Source organism: Serratia sp. BFP-2025 (assembly GCF_050880365.1).
GTDB classification, from domain to species: Bacteria; Pseudomonadota; Gammaproteobacteria; order Enterobacterales; family Enterobacteriaceae; genus Serratia; species Serratia surfactantfaciens.
The window spans coordinates 1,667,674-1,686,927 of the sequence record NZ_JBPAFV010000001.1 but is presented as its reverse complement, the minus strand read 5'-3'; the positions used below and the strand labels follow the sequence as shown (position 1 = coordinate 1,686,927).

The following is a 19,254-nucleotide window of genomic DNA, read 5'->3' as shown; positions in this document are numbered from 1 at the left end:
CGGGCATCCTATTGCGGACGTTAGTGTCCGTTATTAAGGGAAATCTAGCCTGTTTTTTCATTAATCACCAGGCTCTATGCTCGGTAACTACCACAGTGATTGGCGACCTGGAGCAATGGAAATGAGTGAATACGGGCAGAGCGTTGGCGTGATAGATCGGGCTGTCGATCGCGCCTTGGCGGAGAAACGGCTGGTTGGCGCAGTGGTCCTGGTAGCGCAGGGCGGTGAGATCATTTATCGCCGCGCGGCGGGCATGGCGGATCGCGAAGCCGGCAAGCCGATGGCGTGCAATACGCTATTTCGTCTGGCTTCGGTGTCCAAACCGATCGTGTCCACGGCGGCGCTGGCGCTGATGGCGCAGGGCGGCATGCAGTTGGACGATCCCATCACCCGCTGGCTGCCGAATTTTTGTCCGCGGCTGGCGGATGGCACTCTACCGCTGATAACGCTACGGCATCTAATGACTCACACCGCCGGATTAAGTTACCGCTTTTTCCAGCCGGAAGGGGGATTCTACGCCCAATTGGGCATCTCCGACGGCATGGATGAGGCGTCTGTCAGCCTGCAGGAAAACGTGCGGCGTATTGCCTGCGCACCTTTGCTGGCCCCGCCCGGCGCGGAGTGGCGTTACTCCATCGCGACCGATGTGCTGGGCGCGGCAATTGAACAGGCGAGCGGCTTGCCGCTGGCGCAGGCGGTCAAAAAATGGGTGACCAGGCCGTTGGCGATGACGGATACCGATTTCCTGGCGGCGGATCCCGCGCGTTTGGCGGCGTCTTACGCCGATCATCCCGGCGAACCGCGCCGCTTGCACCAGCCGGACCATTTACCGTTTTTCGCGGGCAGCGCCGGGTTTCATCTGTCGCCGGCGCGTGCGCTGGATCCGCAGGCATACGCTTCGGGCGGCGCCGGCATGGTCGGGTCGGCCGAAGATTTCCTGCGCTTGCTGGAAACGTTGCGCCAAGGCGGCGGGCAGGTGCTGCCGCCCGATTGGGTGACGGCATTCACCAGCAACCAAATCGGCGATCTGCCGATGCCGTTTTGGCCGGGGCGCGGCTTCGGCCTGGGCATTACCGTGCTGAAAGATCCCGTCGCCGCACAAACGCCGGAGTCCGTTGGCACCTGGCGGATGGGGGGAACCTATGGGCATTCGTGGTTTGTCGATCCCACCCGGCAGCTCAGCGTGGTGGCGTTTACCAATACGGCGCTGGAAGGCATGTCCGGCGCCTTTGTCGGCGAGATTTGTCAGGCGGTTTATGCCGCGACGGGGGGGATGTGATGGGCTTGATACCGCCGATTTTCTTCATTGCGCTGGGGCTGTTTGGCGTTTATTGCATCGAGTTCGGCGTGGTGGGCATCTTGCCGCAGATCATCGCGCGGTATGGCATTTCCACGGCGCAGGCCGGCTGGCTGGTTGGGGTCTTCGCCTTGACCATTGCGTTGCTCGGGCCGCTGTTGGTGCTGCTGGCGTCGCGATTCAATCGTAAACGCACGCTGCTGATTACATTAACGGTATTTGCGGCGGCCAGCGCGTTGTCCGCTCAGGCGGACAGCTTTGCCATGCTTATGCTGCTGCGCATTTTGCCGGCGTTATTCCATCCTGTCTATTTTTCGCTGGCCATGGTGGCGGCCGCAGCGCTTTATCCACCGCATCAGGCCACCAAAGCAACCGCCTATGCGTTTATCGGCACCAGCATGGGCATGGTGTTGGGCATACCGCTGACGCAATGGATCGCTGAACAGTTCAGCTATGAAGCATCGTTCCGGTTTTGCGCGTGGGTGAACCTCCTGGCGGCGGCGGGGTTACTGGTGCGTTTGCCCGACGTCGCCGTTCAACGCCTCAGTTATGGCAAACAGCTGATGGTGCTGCGCAGCGGGACGCTGTGGCTAAATATAAGCACCTGCGTGCTGATATTTGCCGCCATGTTTGCGGTCTATGCCTACGCGGCTGAATATCTCAGCCGTGAAATCGGCTTCAGCGGTGGCGCCATCGCCTTTCTTCTGGTGGCATTCGGCGTGGGTGGCGTTGCAGGCAACCTGTTGGCCGGCAAGGGGTTGGGCCGCCGCCGTGCAGTGACGGTGCTGCTGCATCCGGTAGCCTTGATTGCGGCTTATGCGCTGCTGTATCGCTACGGCAGCACGAACCTTGGTTCGATGACGGCACTTTGTCTGTATTGGGGGGCGGCGCACACCAGCGGTTTGATTGTGACCCAGATCTGGCTGACCTCCGAAGCGCCGCAGGCGCCGGCGTTCGTCACCGGGCTGTATATCGCCTTTATCAATCTGGGTGTGGCGCTGGGTTCGCTGGCGGGCGGCTGGTTTATCGCCGCTTGGGGGGTACAGGGCAGCCTGCTGTGTGGAACCGCATTTGCCGCACTGGCGGTGATGACGATCGCCGCCAGGCTGTGGTTGCAGCGCCAAACTACCCTCGCGCGCCGTCGATCATCGCCATCACTTGCCGGAACATCGCGCTTTCCGCATCGGCGAGCTCGTTGACCAACGTAAAGTGATTGCAGTGGCGGTCTGCCAGCAGCTGGACGTCGAGACCATGCGCCAGGCAAGCGTCATAATAGGCCTGCGTCTGGTTTTTAAACCCCTGCGTTTCCCGCTGGCCGACGTCGAGCAGGATCTGCGGCGCATGGCCTTTCGGCGGCAGCAGAAACAGCGGGCTGAGGGTGTGCGCCTGCTCGGGCGTCAGGTGCAGCCAGTCGTTGATATAGATATCGCACAGCGGGCGCAGATCGTATAAGCCGCTCAGCGCCAACGCGCCTTTGATCGCATCGGGCGGCAGACGATAGCGTTGCTGCCAGCCGTCGGCGATCAGCATGCCGCACAGATGCCCGCCGGCCGAACTACCGCTGACGAAAATGCGCGCCGGATCGATGCCGAATGGTGCCCCGTGATGATAAAGCCAGGCGACGGCGCTGCGTACCTCATGCACGATCTCCGCCAGCGTCGCTTCCGGCGCCAGCGTGTATTCCAACGTAGCGACCGCCACGCCGCGGCGGGCAAACGCGGCGGCCATCGAACAGGCTTCCTCTTTGCGCTGCGAATGCCAGTAACCGCCATGAATAAAGATCAGCAGCGGGGCGGGCTGAATGCTGGCCGGGAACAGATCGAGGCGTTCGGCGGCGCCCATGCCGTAGCGCAGGTCATAAATGCCCGGCGTCTGCGCTTTGGCGCGCTGGGCCAGCGCGGCGTATTCCGCCATGCAGGCGTCAAAATCCTCGACCGAAGCGCGGGCGTTGTATTGCACGGCGCGCGCGTTCAGGTTTTCAAACGTCAGATCGATGCTCATCATTTCTCCTGGTTGTTATGCGTTCTGCCTCCATCATTGTCCAGGCGGCGAAAAGATGTTTGATCTCCTGTGCGCGCCAATGCGTCTTCTCTGATGCCGTTTTCTGCTGTATATTGCTGTTTAATGCTTTTTATTGCGGGATAAACCATGCACAAAGCGGCGCGACAACGACATTTACTGGATTTGCTCAGCGAACGCGGGCAGGCGGCGGTAGCGGAATTGGCCAACGCCATCGGCGTTTCCGTCGATACCGTGCGCCGCGATCTGGCCGATCTCGAGCGGCAGGGGCTGGCGCAAAAACATCACGGCGGGGCGATCGCGTTTGAACCGTCCGGCATGCCGCGCCAGGCGCGCGCGGCGCTGTTGCCGCAGATCAAACAACGGCTCGGCCGCGCGGTGGCCGCACAGATCCCGCCCGGCAGCACTCTGATGCTGGATGCGGGCAGTACGCTGCTGGCGGTGGCGCAAGCGTTGCGCGGCCCGGCCACGGTGATCACCGCCTCGCTGGATATCGCGCAGTGCCTGAGCGACAGGCCGGAGATCCAACTGATCCTGCTGGGCGGTCAGTGGGATGCGCGTCAACGGCTGTTCGCCGGCAGCGCCACGTTGGCGTTGCTGGCGCGCTATCGCGCGGACATCGCCTTGTTGGGCGCCTGCGCGGTGCATGCTCAGCTGGGGCTGAGCGCCGGCGAAGAGGCCGATGCCGAGGTCAAACGCGCCATGCTGGCCAACAGCGGTGAGCGCTGGCTGGTGGCCGACCATATGAAGCTGGATCGCTGCGAACCGCATCACGTTGCGGATCTGGCGCAGATCCAACGCCTGTTTACCGATCGCCCGTGGGACAACCTGGACGAGCAATCAATGATTGAACTTTGTGTCGTCGCCGACGACCGCTAGAGGAGAACACTGATGAACGATAACGCTCAACCGTTGCAGGTGGCGCTGATTGGCTACGGCTTTGTCGGCAAGGCGTTTCACGCGCCGCTGATCAACGCCGTGCCGGGGCTGGAACTCAGCGTGGTGGCTTCGCGCGACGCCGCCAAAGTTCACGCCGACCTGCCGCATGCGCGCGTGATCGCCGATCCGCTCGAGGCGATCCGCCTGCCGGAGGTCGATCTGGTGGTGATTGCTTCGCCGAACGCCACCCATGCGCCGCTGGCGCTGGCCGCGCTGGAAGCGGGAAAGCATGTGGTGGTGGATAAGCCGTTTACGCTGGACCTGGCGGAGGCGCGCACGCTGATTGCGGCGGCGGAGAAGCATGGCCGCCTGCTGTCGGTATTCCAGAACCGCCGCTGGGACAGCGATTTCCTCGGGGTGAAACAGGTGATCGAGCAGGGGCTGATCGGCAAGGTAACGCATTTTGAGTCGCACATCGATCGCTACCGCCCAGAAGTGCGGGTGCGCTGGCGCGAACAGAACCTGCCCGGCAGCGGGCTGTGGTTCGATTTGGGGCCGCACATGGTCGATCAGGCGCTGCAGCTGTTCGGGTTGCCGCACAGCGTGCAGGCCAACATCGCCACGCTGCGCGCCAACGCGCAGGTCAATGACTGGGCCCATGTGGTGTTGAACTACCCGACGCACCGCGTGATCCTGCACGGCAGCATGCTGGTGGCGGGCGGCGTTTCACGCTTTACCGTGCACGGCGATAAGGGCAGCGTGGTCAAGGCGCGCGCCGACGGGCAGGAGAGCCAGCTGCTGGCCGGCGTGACGCCGGGCTCGGTGGAGTGGGGCAAAGACGACGACGCGATGAGCCTGTTTATCGGCACGGAGCCAGCGCGCACGCTGCCGACGCCGGATGGCGATCAGCGCCAATATTACTTCCAGGTGCGCGATGCGCTGCGCGGTACCGGCGCCAACCCGGTTACCGCGTCGCAGGCGCTGGCGGTGATGGCGGTGCTCGAGGCGGCCACCCTGGCGGCGGAAACCGGCGTCACTCAAACGCTGCCGCTCACTGCGGCGGAGATCGCCGCCTGGTAAAGGCGTTGCGCCAGATAAGGCGTCAGATGCATTGATACAGTGCATATCATGCGTCTTCCGCCATTCCAGACCCTGACATAGGCTAACCCTCAGTCTATGTCAGGAGTCTTTATCATGTTATCCCATCCTTCGCCGCAGGGCGTCCGCGGCATACTGGCCGCACTTTCTCTGAGCATGCTGCTGTCGTCGCTCGGCATCAGCATCGCCAACGTCGGGCTGCCGGTGCTCGCCGCCGCGTTTCATGCCTCGTTCCAGGCCGTGCAGTGGGTGCTGCTCTGCTATCTGCTGGCCGTCACCACCTGCATCATCGGCATCGGCCGCTTGGGCGACAGCCGCAATCGCCGGCGCCTGCTGCTGGCGGGCATCGCGCTGTTTACCGCCGCTTCGCTGGCTTGCGCGTTGGCTCCGCAGCTTTGGCTGTTGTTGGCGGCGCGCATAGCGCAGGGGCTGGGAGGCGCTGTGATGATGTCAATCGCCATGGCGCTCGCGGGCGAGGCGCTGGGCGCGGAAAAAATCGGCCGCGCGATGGGGCTGCTCGGCACCATGTCGGCGGTGGGCACCGCGTTGGGCCCGTCGTTGGGCGGCGCGCTGATCGCCGGTTTCGGCTGGCGGGCGATGTTCCTGATCAACCTGCCGCTGGGCCTGCTGGCGTTGTGGCTCGTCTGGCGCTGCTTGCCGGATGGGCCACGGACGACTGCGCGCCCGGAACCTTTCGATCGCGCCGGCACGTTGCTGCTGGGCGGCGCATTGCTCTGTTACTCGCTGGCGATGACCCTCGGGCGCGGCAATTTCAGCGCGCTCAATCTGGCGTTGATGTTGGGCGCTTTGCTGGCGGGGGCGCTGTTTATCCGCGTGGAGCGCCGCGCCGCATCGCCGCTGTTGGCGCCGACGATGTTCCGCCATCCGGCCTTGACGGCGGGGCTGGCGGCCAGTGCGTTGGTGATGACGGTGATGACCGCCACGCTGGTGGTCGGACCGTTCTATCTGTCGCGGGCGCTAGGCCTAAGCGCCGCGCAGGTCGGGCTGGTGATGTCGGCGGGGCCGGCGGTGGCCATTCTGACCGGCATTCCGGCCGGCTATCTGGTGGATCGCTTCGGATCGCAACGCATCGCCCAGTTTGGGCTGGCGGCGGTGGCCGCCGGGGCGGCATTGCTCTCGTTGCTGGGCCGTTGGGGCGTGCTTGGCTATGTTGCGCCGATCGCGCTGTTGACCGCCGGCTATGCGCTGTTCCAGGTGGCCAACAACACGGCGCTGATGAAGGATCTGTTTCCTGAACGGCGCGGACTGATCGCCGGCATGGTGAACCTGGCGCGCAACCTCGGCGCGATCACCGGCGCTTCGGCGATGGGGGCGCTGTTTTACCTGGCTTCGCAACGGGTGGCGGGCGCCGCCGCCGCGGCCGCTTACGGTATGCAGGTGACCTATGGTGCGGCGGCGCTGTTGGCGTTGGCGGCGTTGCTCATCGCCCTCGGTGGCCGCCGATTGACGCTGCGTTATGACGCGCGCTGAACGGCATAGCGCTCTTGTACGAAACCGTTGTCCGATTGTGTAACGGCGAGCAAGCGCAGACGCTGCTCAGGGGCATCGGCGCCGAACAAAGGAATGCCGCCGCCCAGCAGCAGCGGCACGCGCGTGATGGTCAATTCGTCGATCAATCCGGCCTGCAGAAAGCGCTGCACGGTCTGGCCGCCGTCGATATACAGATGACGGCAGCCTTGGCTGGCCAACTGCGCGACGATGGCCGCCGGTTCGCCGTTCATCCAGCGAACGTGGCCTGCTTCTTGCGGCGCGGGCGGCTGCGTCGACAGCACCACCACCGGCAGTTCGCCATAGGGCCATTCGGGAAAGGCGCGGACTTTTTCATAGGTATGGCGTCCCATCACCAGCGCGTCGACGTCGGCGATAAACGCCTCATAGCTCAACCCGTTGAGCAACGACACTGCGTATTCGGGACGCAGCAGCCAGTCGATGTCGCCGTCCGCACCGGCAATGAATCCGTCTACGCTGGTGGCGATGTAAACCGAACATTTCATCAGGCGAGATCTCCCCGGTAAACCAAATGAACCTTGTTGCCGTCGGGATCGCGCAGGTAAGCGCCGAAATAGCCTTTGCCGTAGTGCGCGCGCTCGCCGGGTTCGCCTTCACTGCTGCCGCCTGCCAACAGGCCGGCGGCGTAGGCGCGTTTGACCGCCACTTCATCGGCGGCGAGAAAGGCCAGCATGCTGCCGTTGCCGGCGCTGGCGGGCTGCCGGTCGAAGGGCTGGTAGGCATAGAAACGCGGCAGTGTCTGGCCCGGCATCACCCAGCAGCGAGCGGCGGGGCCGCCGTCCGGCGTCACTTCCCGCCGTTGTAATCCCAGCGGCAACAAAATCGCGTCGTAGAACGCGGCGGCGGCGTCCAGATCGCTGACGCCGACGGTAATATGGCTGAACATGGCGCTTCCTTTCCGAAAAGAGAGTGTGAAGGCATAGAACAGTAGCAGCGATATCGCAGGATGGACAGGCCGCAGCGGAGGATTCGGATTAAGGACGCGCGCAGGGGCGAACGCGCTTCACGGTTTGCGGAGCCGGCGCCGATCAATTGCTCTCGACGCGGGGATTGGCGTGCGTCGGCTGGCTGGGATAATCCACCTGATGCTTTTGCAGATAATCGCGGATCAGCTGGCGCACCACTTGGGAAGGGGTAACGTCCTGCTGCAGACAGAGTTCTTCCAGGGCTTTCTTTTTGTCCGGGTCAATCAGCACCGTCAGCCGCGCCGTTTTCTTTTCCATCAGGATCCTCCAGAGAATGATAACTGAATGATAATACCATGTGGGCGAAGCGGCCAGCCAGAGCGCGCCGCCGCCCGCGTTCAGCGGAAATGCAGCCGCTCTATTTTGCGCGACAGGTAGCCGAGCTCGCAGTTGAACAACTCGCCGCTGCCGGCGGCCAGCGTGCGCAGCGTGCTCAGCGGCAGCGTCACACGGGCCGGCGTAGCGTAAATGATCACGTTGCCGCTGGGGGCGACGCAAAACAGGACGGTGTTGAATACCCGATGCAGGCTGTGATACAGCAGGCTGTTTTCGTCGGGCAGGTCGTGGTAATTCAGCACCAGCCAGCCCCCGTCGTTCAGCCGCGCGGCGCAGTTCTCCAGAAATGTCTGACTGCCTTGCTGCGGATCCATGGCGAACGCCGAATAGAGATCGGAAAAGATCAGATCGTAGCGCGCCTCGGCGGGCGGGCGCACGAAGTCCATGGCGTCGGCGGTGCGCAGGCTGATGGTGTCGGTAGCCGGCAGCGTAAAGTAGCGGCGCGCGACGGCGATCACCGCGGCGCGCAGCTCGACCACGTCCAGACGCATCGCCGGATCGAGGGCATGCAGCGCACGCAGCAGGCTGCCGCCTCCCAGGCCCAGAATCAGCGCCGATGCCGGCGGCTGCCAGGCCACCGCCATCAGCATCGCTTTGATGTAGTTGTGGATCGGTTGCGCGGGGTTGCTGAGGCTCATCTTGCTTTGTTCGCAGATGCCGTCAAACCGCAGCGTGCGGTAGTCCTTGTGATCGGAAACGATGATTTCGCCCCAGGCGTCGGCTTCGCGGGCGATCACCTGACCGCGCGGGGAGAAATCGAGGGTTCTGAGTAAGCTGTCAACCAGAGACATGGTATTCGCAGGGCTCCTTTGGCAAGCGGCCTATTTACGGGCGCACATGAAATCGGCGGTGCAAATGCGCCGGCCATCGATGCTGGCGCGGCCGGTGAAGCGGGCGATCGCCCCGCGCCGGCGCACGAAAGCGACCTCCATCAACACCTGGTCGCCGGGACGGGCGGCGCGATAAAACCGCGCCCGCTGAATGGCGGCGAAGTAGTAATGTTCCCCTTCATTGAGCGCCCCGAGATAGTAATGCGCCAACAGACCGGTGCTTTGCGCCAGCGCTTCCACCAACAGCACGCCGGGAAAACCGGCGAAATGCGCGTGGCCGCTCCAGAACGTCGGCTCATTGGCGGTGATGTTCTTGATGGCGCTCAGCCGCCCTTCGGCGATGCAGGTACCGGCGGGCAGCACGCGATCGACCAACAGACAGGGATAGCGATGAGGCAAAATCGCCTGAATATCGTTGAATTGCAGGGGTTGACCATTCAATGGCATGGGAGTGCGTGATCCTGTCTGCGGCGAAACCGGTGCGATGCCGGCGTTCAGTTCATTATGAGTGTAATGACATTATAATAAAATTATCATCAGATGTGCCAGGTGAAAAAACAGACGGCGGCGCGCAGGGGGAGTTAGGCGTGGGAGAGGCACCCGATCCTGACGATCGGGTGTCGCGGCGAGCTTAGTGCTTGGAGCGGGTCACCTTGTCCAGGTAGCCCATCACGAAAGCGGAGAGCACGAAGGTGAGGTGGATGATCACATACCACAACAGTTTGTTGTCCGGTACGTTCTTGGCATCCATAAACACCCGCAGCAAATGGATGGAGGAGATGGCGACGATAGACGCGGCGACTTTGTTTTTCAGCGACGTGGCGTCCATTTTGCCCAGCCAGCTCAGTTTCTCTTTCCCTTCGCTGATATCCAGCTGCGAGACGAAGTTTTCATAGCCGGAGAACATCACCATCACCAACAGGCCGCCGACCAACGCCATGTCGATCAGCGACAGCAAGGTCAGCACCAGATCGGCTTCGGTAACGGCAAAAATATTTGGCAGGACGTGGAGAATTTCCTGAAAAAACTTGATCGACAGAGCGACCAGGGTAAGCGACAGGCCAAAATACACCGGCGCCAGCAGCCAGCGAGAGGCGTACATCGCATTTTCTAACAAGCGTTCCATAACATTATCTGAGTGTGGTCAAAAGGGCGCTCAGTATAGCGCAGGAGACCCGGCCGAAATCAAGCGCTTAGCCGCCAGGGGGCTGGAAGGTTTTGCGCCATTCGCGGGGGCTGACGGCAAAGCGTTGCTTAAATCGTTGGCGGAACGAGACGTCGGATTGAAAACCCGCCAACGCGGCGACGGCAGCGATCGGGTGGCGCGTATTTTCCAGCAGTTCCTGGCTGTACAACAGACGCTCTGCATTGAGCCACTCGCCGACGCTCATGCCGGTCGCCTGCTGAAAATGTCGGGTGAACGAACGGCGGCTCATCGCGGTAAAGCGGGCCAGCGCATCGAGATCGTGCGGCTGGGCCAAATGTTCGCGCAGGTGAGCCAGCAAGCGATTGATGCGTTGATCCTGAGTGCTGGTCGGCAGCGGGCGAGCGATGAATTGCGCCTGTCCGCCATCCCGGTGCGGCGGGATCACCATCCGTCTGGCCAGCCGATTGGCGATGGCGCTGCCGTAATGCTGCCTGACCACGTGCAAACAGCAATCCAGGCCGGCGGCGGTGCCGGCGGAAGTGATCAGCCGCTCGTCGCTGACATAAAGCGCGTTGGCATCCAGCCGCACCAGAGGAAAACGCGCCGAAAAATCCGCTTCGTTTTCCCAGTGAGTGGCGGCGCGGCGATGGTCGAGCAGACCGGCATACGCCAGAACATAGGTGCCCAGACAGAGCCCGACGATCTGCGCGCCGCGCCGATGCGCGTCTTTTAGGGCGTCGATCAGCGCCGCCTCGGGACGTTCTTCCGGATGCGGCCAGAAGGGGATGACGATGATGTCCGCCCGTTGCAACGCCGTCAGATCGTCGGGCACCTCGAGCGACATGCCGAGCTCGGAACGAATGGTCCCCGCCCGCAGCCCGCAGACTCTCAGATCGAACAGCGGTTCGTCGGCTAACATCTCGCCGAAAATGATGCAGGGCACCGAAAAATGAAACGGGCTGAAACCGGGCGTCGCAATAAGGGATACGGAGGGTATGGACATAACGTCTCTCTGATTACAGTTGGTAAGCCTCGCCATCTTCCGGCACGCGGACCCAGGGGGTTAACGCCTGCTCCGCGATAAATCGGCGCAGCGTCTCGCGGCTGAGGGTGCAGTGATTCACGGCTTCCAGGTGTGAGGCCACGATGATGGCGTTCGGCATGGCCCGATGTGCGCGCAACACGTCTTCTTTTCCCATGATAATGCTGCCGATACCGGGAATTTGCGCATCGCCGACATTCAGAATAATGACGTCCGGCGCGAAAACGCGCAATGCTTCGTCCACCTGCTGACGCCAAACGGTGTCGCCGGCCAAATAGACGCGAGGTTCCGCCGGATGCGAGAACACGATCCCGCACACTTCGCCGAGGATAGACGCCAGTTGCGCGTCAGCATAGGCGGAATCGCTACCGTGTTGACCGCCGGTTTTGTGCAAGGTTATCCCGTGGAACGTCGTCTGCGCTTGCAATATCCGCACGTGAAGAAAACCGGCCGAACGGATCAGCTCGGCGTCTTGCTCGTGCTGCGCAAAGATCGGCGTGTCCTTGGGCAACAGGCGCTGGGCAGCCTCGTCCCAATGGTCGGGGTGGGTATGGGTGACCAGCACGGCATCGGCCAGCAGCAGGTTGCCGACGTCGACCGGCAGATCGACCAGCGGGTTGCGCAGATGGGCGTTAAGCGTGCCTTCCAGCCCTGGATAAGCGCCGCGCGGCGCCAGGAAGGGGTCGATCAGGAACGTTTTGCCAGCGTAGTCGAGCAACTGGGTGGCATTGCGAATTTGCGTCAGTTTCATCGGTGGCTCCGGGCGAGCCGCAAGGCGCGGCGATTAAGTTGGCGCCAGTATAGGCAACCGCGCTGTGCGCCGGTGAGTCGCCTGCCGGACAATAAGCGATGGGATCGGGCCAACTGCCGGCAACGCCGTCAGTGCCGGGCTTTTTTACCGTCGCTGTGGCCGAGAGAACGCTCGGGGAAACTGTGATCGCGCAGCCGCTGTTTCAGCTGCGCCGCATCGGGGAAACCGCCGTCAATCTTGCGATCCCAAATCATCACGCCATCGACGCTGATTTGATAGACCCCGCCGGTGCCCGGCATCAGGGTGACGGAGGCGAGATCGTCGCCGAAGGTATTGAGCAGCTCTTGCGCCATCCAGCCGGCGCGCAGCAGCCAATTGCATTGTGAACAGTAGTGAATCGTAACGGCGGGGGCGTTTTTCATCATTGATCGACCGGTTAGTGGAAGCGGCTTGCAATCAGCCCGATGGCTCGCAAGCGATGGTGGCTTTGTCGCGCCAAATAGTCAAGCGCCTGCTGAGGCCGCCAGGCGCGGATAACGGCGGCGGCCTCAGACCCTCGGGCGCTATGGCTTGCTTTTGGCGAGCCATTCGACCCCACGCAGCATGCCCGCCCAATAAAATCGGGGTAAAAACCAGGCTTTCAGCCACCATGCCATGCGGCTGGGTTGGGTGTTGTCGAGCAGGGGAAAGGTGGGGAGCAATTTACTGTCGTAACCAAACTCAGCCAGCACAACCTTGCCTTTTTCTACCGTCAATGGGCACGAGCCATAGCCATCGTAATGCGCCGTGGGCGGAGCGCCGTTAATCAGCGCCGCGATGTTCTCGGCGACCACCACCACCTGTTTGCGAGCCGCAGCCAGGGTTTTGGCGTTGGGCGTGGCGCAACAGTCGCCAACGGCAAAAATCGTCTGCCAGCGCTTATGCTGCAGAGTGAACTTATCCACGTCGCACCAACCGGATCCGTCAGACAGGCCGCTTTGGGCAATAAACGCCGGTGCGGACTGAGGCGGCACAACGTGGAGCATGTCGAAGGGCAGTGTGACCTCGCGTTTATCTTCTTCATCACTATCACTGTCCAGAGCAAAGATCGCCTGCCGACGCTTCCCTTCGACGCGCACTAAATTATGCCGAAAATTGACCTGTGCGCGGTATTTTTTCAAATAATCGGTCAGCGGAGGAACAAATTGCGGCACACCGAAAACCGCCGTGCCCGCAAGGCAGAAATTGACGTTAATATTATTCAGAACGCCTTGCCGCCGCCAATGATCGCATGAAAGATATAAGGCTTTTTGCGGCGCGCCGGCGCATTTTATGGGAAGCGTGGGTTGGGAAAATATCGCCTTGCCGCCTTGCATCTCCCGGACAAGTTTCCAGGTGTATTCTGCAAGATCAAAACGATAATTAGAGGTGACGCCGTTAAACCCTAACGTCTCTTCAAGGCCTTCTATTTTATCCCAACGTAAAACAAGGCCGCAGGCAACAATAAGGAAATCATAGCTTACGCGTTTCCCCTGACGGGTCTCGATATATTTTTCATCGGGGTCAACCCTGACAACGCTGTCCTGGAGCCATGAGACGCCAGAAGGAATCACATCGCGCATGGCGCGCCGCGTTTTACTTATATCAAAGAGCCCGCCGCCCACCAGGGTCCATGCCGGCTGGTAATAATGACAGTCATTGGGTTCAACGACAGTTATATCCGCCTCTTTAACTCGCTTCCTTATGCTTGCGATGACGCCGATGCCAGATGAACCACCGCCAATAACAACAACTTTCTTCAGGGTGTTTATTTTTTCTGGTTTCATGCAGGTCTCCTTTCATAAGAAAGTAGGGGGTTGCGGCTCAGATTTAAAGATAATTTATAGAACTTATGGTTATATTAAAAATGACATATTCGATTTAGCTATATGTAATAGCTAAATGCAATAAGTTATTTGACAATCAACGCAAACTGATCGTTAATAAATGCCATAAATATCGAAAGGGAATTAACGCATTGGATTTTTTCCATTTTACTTTTTATACCCTGACGCTGTTGGTGATAACCGGGGGAATAGTCGGATTTCTCCTGGCTCTGACCGGGGGAGGCGGATCCATCGTCTGCGTGCCCTTGCTGCTGTATATGGTGAAAATCCCGGATACCCACTTGGTTATAGGCACCAGCGCCATGTCCGTTGCCATTAGCGCGCTGATCAATCTTTTTGTTCATGCCGCCAAAGGAAACGTCCGGTGGCAGACCGGCGTTACCGTTTCGCTGGTGGCGGTGGTGGGAACGCTGGTGGGCTCTCAGGTGGGAAAAATGACGGACGGGCACCATTTAACCCTGCCTTTCTCTTTGCTGATGCTGGTTGTCGCCGGATTGACGCTGAAAAGAAATCATCGGGCAGGCAACGGATTACCGTCCTCCCATCCGACATTTCATCCCGCCATCGTGTGGCCCAGCGTGCTGGCGCTGGGCGCGGTGGCCGGTTTTTTGGGCATCGGCGGCGGATTTTTGGTGGTGCCGGCGCTGCTCTGGTTCTTCCGCTTTTCGCTGGTTGAAGCGGTGGCGACCTCACTGGTCGTGGTTTCCGCCATGGGATTATCGACAAGCGCAAGCTATGCCATGTCCGGCAAGGTGTCGCTAGCCATTACCTGCTGGCTCATTGTCGGCGGCGTTCTGGGGGGCGTCGTGGGAGTGACGCTCACCGAGCGCCTGAAAAAACGCGAGGACATTATCCGTGTGCTCTATGCCGGCATGTTGCTGGTGCTGGCCCTTTATATGCTTTTTAAAAGCCTATAAAACAAAAGGAAAAAATATGCACATCCGTACTTACCATCATCAGCTCTCCTTTTCGGGGGCGCCCGCAGCGAATGATTTCGCTATCCTGCATCAACAAGGCTATCGGTTTATCGTCAACAATCGACCAGATGAAGAGCCGGGAGAGTACCTTAACCATCAACAAGAGAAAGCGTTGGCTGAGCAATGGGGAATGGGCTACGTCTATCTGCCTTACACGTTCGACACGCTGACCTGGGAGACCGTTTATACCTTCCATTACCTGTTGCGGCGGGGTGAGAAGACCTTGGCGCATTGCAGGAGCGGAGCGCGTTCTGCCTGCCTTTCCCTGCTGTATGCGCTGCGCGAAGGCCAGATAGACGAAGCGCAATTTCGCAGCCAGTGCGCAGAGTATGGCGCCGATGCCGATAAGGCGCTGGGCTGGTATGGTCGGCATCAGGTCGTTCAGCCTCACGCGGAAGTGCACACGTTTTATGAGCCGGAAAGCGGCAGCCTGCAGTATGTCGTCGCCGATCCCGCAGCGCGCCGCTGTGCGATCATCGATCCGGTGCTGGATTTTGACCGCCGCTCGGGAACGGTATCGCACCAGCAGGCCCGCAAGATCCTGGATTTTATTCAGCAACGGGGGTGGGGCGTCGCCTGGGTATTGGATACCCATCCGCATGCCGACCACTTCTCCGCCGCCACCTGGCTGGCGCAGAAAACCGGCGCCTTCACCGGCATCGGCGAAAAAATTGCCGCCGTTCAGGGGCTGTGGGAAGAGATCTACAATTTAAAAGACCTGCCTGCGGCCAATACCGTCTGGGATGCGCTGTTCGCGGATGGAGACGTCTTTTTTATCGGCAACCTGCGCGCTGAAGTCTTGCTGTCTCCCGGGCACACTCTGGCGTCGGTCACTTATTACATTGCGGATGCGGCCTTTATCCACGATACGTTCTTCATGCCGGACAGCGGCACCGCAAGGGCCGATTTCCCCGGCGGCAATGCGGAAGTCTTATGGGATTCATTGCAGCGGATTCTGAGCCTGCCTGCGGATACCCGGCTGTTTACCGGCCATGATTACCGCCCGGCGGGGCGTGAGGTCCGCTGGGAAAGCACGGTGAGAGAGCAGCGCGAGAACAATCCCTGGGTGGTCAATATGGATAAGTCCCGATTTATTGCGCAAAGAAAGCAGCGGGACGCCACGCTGCCGCATCCGGAACTCATGCTGATGGCGCTGCAGGTCAACATCCGCGGCGGCGTGCTGCCCGACTGCGAAGACGATGGGCAGCACTACCTCAAAATTCCTGTTAATCGATTCAAGGGATGAGTCAAACAACAACATTTCAGGTGGAATAGACAGAAATCATCGGCGCCGGCAGTAGGTACGTGGTGTCAGTGGTTTGATGCTTGTTTTGCGGCAATCCGGTTGATGCCATACAGCAAAATAACGCTGACGCTGCTCACGAGCAGCGAACGCAACAAGCCACTAACCCCCTGGGTTAGGCCCCAGCTATCCAGCGCCATAAAGAGCGCAACGGTAAGCAGCACCGCCAGTGGCACGCTCCACCAGCGGAACTGTATTTTGGAGAACATGTGCAGTTGCCTCTTCATTTTGCGTTGGTGGCCCGATCGTGCCTCGTTGATGACATGTAGGCAATATCTTGACCCTTTCTTATCATCCGCCGCCGCTGGGGCGGCGTCAATTCGAATGAGATCGCGCCGTCTGTTAATTGTTTTTTATGAAATAATCATCCTGATTCATATTTAATTATTTGTTTTTACACAAAACACGCGGTGCTTGCCCTCACCGAATACAGTCACTACATTAACAACTGTACTTCCCACTCTGCTAAGGAAAACACCATGAAAGCTGCCGTAGTGACGAAAAACCATACCGTAGATATTCAGGATAAAGTGCTGCGCCCGCTCAAGCACGGCGAAGCGGCGTTGAAAATGGAGTGTTGCGGGGTGTGCCACACCGATTTGCACGTGAAAAACGGCGATTTCGGCGAGGTGCCGGGCATTACGTTGGGGCATGAAGGCATCGGCGTGGTCTCCGCCGTCGGTGAGGGCGTCACCTCGTTAAAAGTGGGTGACCGCGCCAGCGTCGCCTGGTTTTACCAGGGTTGCGGCCATTGCGAGTATTGCGTCAGCGGCAACGAGACCCTGTGCCGCTCGGTGAAAAACGCCGGCTACAGCGTTGACGGCGGCATGGCGGAAGAGTGCATCGTGGTGGCGGACTACGCGGTGAAAGTGCCGGACGGACTCGATTCTTTCGCCGCCAGCAGCATCACCTGCGCCGGCGTCACCACCTACAAAGCGGTGAAAATTTCCGATATCAAACCGGGGCAGTGGATCGCCATTTATGGCCTGGGCGGGCTGGGCAACCTGGCGCTGCAGTACGCCAAGAACGTGTTTAACGCCAAAGTGATCGCCATCGACGTCAACGACGGCCAGCTGGAGTTCGCCAAACAGATCGGCGCCGATCTGACCATCAACTCCAAAACGCAAAATGCGGAAGAGATCATTCAGCAGCAAACCGGCGGCGCTCATGCGGCGGTAGTGACGGCGGTGGCGAAAGCCGCCTTCAACTCGGCGGTCAATGCGGTGCGCGCCGGCGGTAAAGTGGTGGCGGTGGGGCTGCCGCCGGAGAGCATGGATCTGAGCATTCCGCGCCTGGTGCTGGACGGCATTCAGGTGGTCGGCTCGCTGGTGGGCACGCGCGAAGACCTGAAAGAGGCCTTCCAGTTCGCTGCCGAAGGCAAGGTGACGCCGAAAGTGACCAAGCGGCCGCTGGGCGATATCAACGCCATCTTCGACGAGATGAAAGCCGGCACCATTCGCGGGCGCATGGTGATCGATCTCGGCATGGCGAAATAACCCGCGTCATCCACTGCGTGAAAAAAAGGCCACCTGCGGGTGGCCTTGTTGTTGTTACCGCGAGTCAGAACAAACCCAGCGGTTTGGCGTCGTAGCTGACCAGCAGGTTTTTCACCTGTTGATAGTGCGACAGCGCCGCCTTGTGGGTTTCGCGTCCGATGCCGGAGTTCTTGTAGCCGCCGAAAGCGGCGTGCGCTGGATACAGGTGGTAGCAGTTGGTCCATACGCGGCCGGCCTTGATCGCGCGTCCCATGCGGTAGGCGCGGTTGATGTCGCGGGTCCACAACCCGGCGCCCAGTCCAAACTCGGTATCGTTGGCCAGCGCCAGGGCTTCGGCCTCATCCTTGAAGGTGGTGACGCCAATCACCGGCCCGAAGATTTCCTCGCGGAAGAAACGCATGCTGTTGTTGCCGGTAATCAGCGTTGGCTGCAGATAGAAACCGTTTTGCACTTCGTCGCCACGCTGGGCGGGTTCGCCGCCTACCACGATTTTGCCTCCCTCGTTTTTAGCGATGTCGATATAGGACAGGATCTTGTCGTACTGCTGCTTGGACGCCTGGGCGCCGATCATGGTCTCGGTGTCGAAGGGATCGCCCTGGCGGATGGCGGCGATGCGCGCCAGCACTTTCTCCATAAACTGCGGGTAGATGGATTCCTGAATCAACGCCCGTGAAGGGCAGGTGCAAACCTCACCCTGGTTGAAGAAGCCCAGCACCAGCCCCTCAACCGCCTTGTCGATAAACTCCGGTTCCGCCTGCATGATGTCTTCAAAATAGATATTCGGCGATTTGCCGCCCAGCTCGACGGTACTGGGGATAATGTTCTCCGCCGCACAGGCGAGGATGTGACGGCCGACCGGCGTGGAACCGGTGAAGGCGATTTTTTCGATGCGTTTGCTGCGCGCCAGCGCTTCGCCGGCCTCGGCGCCGAAGCCTTGCACCACGTTGAGTACGCCCGGCGGCAGCAGATCGCCGATCTCTTCCATCAACACGCTGATGCCGAGCGGCGTCTGTTCCGCCGGTTTCAGCACCACACAGTTACCTCCAGCCAGCGCCGGCGCCAGTTTCCAGGCAGCCATCAACAGCGGGAAGTTCCACGGAATGATCTGGCCGACCACGCCCAGCGGTTCATAGATATGGTAGGCCACGGTGTTTTGGTCGATTTCCGCTGCGGTGCCCTCCTGCGCGCGCAGGCAACCGGCGAAGTAGCGGAAATGATCGACCGCCAGCGGCAGATCGGCGTTCAGGGTTTCGCGGATCGGTTTGCCGTTGTCCCAGGTTTCGGTCAGCGCCAGCATCTCCAACCGCGATTCGATGCGATCGGCGATCGCCAGCAGCACGTTGGAACGTTCCTGCACGCTGGTTTTGCCCCAGGCGTCCGCCGCCGCATGCGCCGCGTCGAGCGCCAGCTCAATGTCTTTGGCGTCGGAACGCGGGAATTCGGCGATCGGCTGGCCGGTCACCGGCGAGGTGTTGGTGAAGTAGTTGCCGGATACCGGTTCGACAAATTTGCCGCCAATGTAGTTGCCATAGCGTTTGCGGAACGAAACCAGCGAGCCAGGCAAACCGGGGTGGACATATTTCATGTGAAGCACCTCTCTGCAGAAGATAACCGGCGCTATTGCGCTGCGCCTGTGAGTGCGGCATGTCGCCGCCGCACAGAGAAGCACGCTCCGTGCCAGATTGATGAAGGGCAAGGGTGCTTATTAAAAGTGATTGT

Annotated in this window: 21 protein-coding genes; 8 read left to right on the top strand and 13 right to left on the bottom strand. The window is 60.5% G+C overall.

Going from position 1 to position 19,254, the window contains the following annotated elements; translation table 11 throughout:
- Nucleotides 1-121 precede the first annotated feature (121 nt).
- A complete protein-coding gene (locus ACRAWE_RS07815) occupies nt 122-1,279 on the top strand; it encodes a serine hydrolase domain-containing protein (RefSeq protein ID WP_019456306.1) in 1,158 nt (385 codons plus the stop codon).
- Nucleotides 1,279-2,496 carry an MFS transporter gene (locus tag ACRAWE_RS07810; protein ID WP_432525572.1) on the top strand — a complete coding sequence of 406 codons (1,218 nt, stop codon included), beginning with the start codon at nt 1,279-1,281 and terminating at the stop codon, nt 2,494-2,496. Before ACRAWE_RS07815 ends, ACRAWE_RS07810 begins: the two co-directional genes overlap by 1 nt.
- Here ACRAWE_RS07810 and ACRAWE_RS07805 read toward each other — a convergent pair.
- On the bottom strand, nt 2,423-3,298 hold the full coding sequence (locus ACRAWE_RS07805; protein WP_019456304.1) for an alpha/beta hydrolase: 876 nt from the start codon (nt 3,296-3,298) through the stop codon (nt 2,423-2,425). The genes ACRAWE_RS07810 and ACRAWE_RS07805 overlap by 74 nt on opposite strands.
- A gap of 147 nt (nt 3,299-3,445) precedes the next feature.
- On the opposite strand from ACRAWE_RS07805, the gene ACRAWE_RS07800 reads away from it, so the two are divergent.
- From ACRAWE_RS07800 to ACRAWE_RS07790, 3 genes are all read left to right on the top strand, one after another.
- On the top strand, nt 3,446-4,195 hold the full coding sequence (locus ACRAWE_RS07800) for a DeoR/GlpR family DNA-binding transcription regulator (protein WP_432525204.1): 750 nt from the start codon (nt 3,446-3,448) through the stop codon (nt 4,193-4,195).
- Nucleotides 4,196-4,207: 12 nt separating this feature from the next.
- Nucleotides 4,208-5,275 (top strand): oxidoreductase, encoded by a 1,068-nt coding sequence (locus tag ACRAWE_RS07795; protein WP_432525203.1) that lies wholly within the window; start codon nt 4,208-4,210, stop codon nt 5,273-5,275.
- A 114-nt stretch (nt 5,276-5,389) separates the two neighbouring features.
- Entirely contained in the window at nt 5,390-6,784 is a 1,395-nt protein-coding gene (locus ACRAWE_RS07790) for an MFS transporter (protein ID WP_063919445.1), read from the top strand.
- Here ACRAWE_RS07790 and ACRAWE_RS07785 read toward each other — a convergent pair.
- From ACRAWE_RS07785 to ACRAWE_RS07740, 10 genes are all read right to left on the bottom strand, one after another.
- A complete protein-coding gene (locus ACRAWE_RS07785) occupies nt 6,769-7,308 on the bottom strand; it encodes a dihydrofolate reductase family protein (protein ID WP_019456300.1) in 540 nt (179 codons plus the stop codon). The genes ACRAWE_RS07790 and ACRAWE_RS07785 overlap by 16 nt on opposite strands.
- Nucleotides 7,308-7,709 (bottom strand): VOC family protein, encoded by a 402-nt coding sequence (locus ACRAWE_RS07780; RefSeq protein ID WP_025159742.1) that lies wholly within the window; start codon nt 7,707-7,709, stop codon nt 7,308-7,310. Before ACRAWE_RS07780 ends, ACRAWE_RS07785 begins: the two co-directional genes overlap by 1 nt.
- 142 nt (nt 7,710-7,851) lie before the next feature.
- Entirely contained in the window at nt 7,852-8,046 is a 195-nt protein-coding gene (locus tag ACRAWE_RS07775) for a ribbon-helix-helix protein, CopG family (protein WP_019455315.1), read from the bottom strand.
- Between the two features lie 80 nt (nt 8,047-8,126).
- Nucleotides 8,127-8,915, bottom strand: a complete 789-nt coding sequence (locus ACRAWE_RS07770; RefSeq protein ID WP_019455316.1) for a spermidine synthase — start codon at nt 8,913-8,915, stop codon at nt 8,127-8,129.
- A 30-nt stretch (nt 8,916-8,945) separates the two neighbouring features.
- Nucleotides 8,946-9,401: a 3-hydroxyacyl-ACP dehydratase FabZ gene (gene fabZ, locus ACRAWE_RS07765; protein WP_019455317.1), complete on the bottom strand. Its 456-nt coding sequence runs from the start codon at nt 9,399-9,401 to the stop codon at nt 8,946-8,948.
- 184 nt (nt 9,402-9,585) lie between these two features.
- A complete protein-coding gene (locus tag ACRAWE_RS07760) occupies nt 9,586-10,080 on the bottom strand; it encodes a TIGR00645 family protein (RefSeq protein WP_019455318.1) in 495 nt (164 codons plus the stop codon).
- 67 nt (nt 10,081-10,147) lie between these two features.
- Nucleotides 10,148-11,104 carry a GlxA family transcriptional regulator gene (locus tag ACRAWE_RS07755; protein ID WP_432525202.1) on the bottom strand — a complete coding sequence of 319 codons (957 nt, stop codon included), beginning with the start codon at nt 11,102-11,104 and terminating at the stop codon, nt 10,148-10,150.
- Nucleotides 11,105-11,117: 13 nt separating this feature from the next.
- Nucleotides 11,118-11,894: an MBL fold metallo-hydrolase gene (locus ACRAWE_RS07750; protein WP_432525201.1), complete on the bottom strand. Its 777-nt coding sequence runs from the start codon at nt 11,892-11,894 to the stop codon at nt 11,118-11,120.
- Between the two features lie 128 nt (nt 11,895-12,022).
- Entirely contained in the window at nt 12,023-12,316 is a 294-nt protein-coding gene (locus tag ACRAWE_RS07745) for a SelT/SelW/SelH family protein (RefSeq protein ID WP_025159743.1), read from the bottom strand.
- A 141-nt stretch (nt 12,317-12,457) separates the two neighbouring features.
- The gene (locus ACRAWE_RS07740) at nt 12,458-13,699 is read right to left on the bottom strand and encodes an NAD(P)/FAD-dependent oxidoreductase (RefSeq protein ID WP_432525200.1); all 1,242 of its coding nucleotides are present in this window, start codon (nt 13,697-13,699) and stop codon (nt 12,458-12,460) included.
- Nucleotides 13,700-13,890: 191 nt separating this feature from the next.
- Between ACRAWE_RS07740 and ACRAWE_RS07735 the strand changes: the two genes are divergently transcribed.
- Complete coding sequence (locus tag ACRAWE_RS07735) at nt 13,891-14,676, top strand: sulfite exporter TauE/SafE family protein (RefSeq protein ID WP_025159744.1); 786 nt, start codon at nt 13,891-13,893, stop codon at nt 14,674-14,676.
- A 16-nt stretch (nt 14,677-14,692) separates the two neighbouring features.
- Nucleotides 14,693-15,982: a bifunctional sulfur transferase/dioxygenase Blh gene (gene blh, locus ACRAWE_RS07730; protein WP_432525199.1), complete on the top strand. Its 1,290-nt coding sequence runs from the start codon at nt 14,693-14,695 to the stop codon at nt 15,980-15,982.
- A gap of 65 nt (nt 15,983-16,047) precedes the next feature.
- Here blh and ACRAWE_RS07725 read toward each other — a convergent pair whose 3' ends face one another.
- On the bottom strand, nt 16,048-16,248 hold the full coding sequence (locus tag ACRAWE_RS07725) for a hypothetical protein (RefSeq protein WP_432525198.1): 201 nt from the start codon (nt 16,246-16,248) through the stop codon (nt 16,048-16,050).
- Between the two features lie 270 nt (nt 16,249-16,518).
- On the opposite strand from ACRAWE_RS07725, the gene adhP reads away from it, so the two are divergent.
- Complete coding sequence (gene adhP / locus ACRAWE_RS07720) at nt 16,519-17,535, top strand: alcohol dehydrogenase AdhP (protein WP_004928541.1); 1,017 nt, start codon at nt 16,519-16,521, stop codon at nt 17,533-17,535.
- 64 nt (nt 17,536-17,599) lie between these two features.
- On the opposite strand, the gene exaC is transcribed toward adhP, so the two are convergent.
- A complete protein-coding gene (gene exaC, locus ACRAWE_RS07715; RefSeq protein ID WP_025159746.1) occupies nt 17,600-19,120 on the bottom strand; it encodes an acetaldehyde dehydrogenase ExaC in 1,521 nt (506 codons plus the stop codon).
- Nucleotides 19,121-19,254 lie beyond the last annotated feature (134 nt).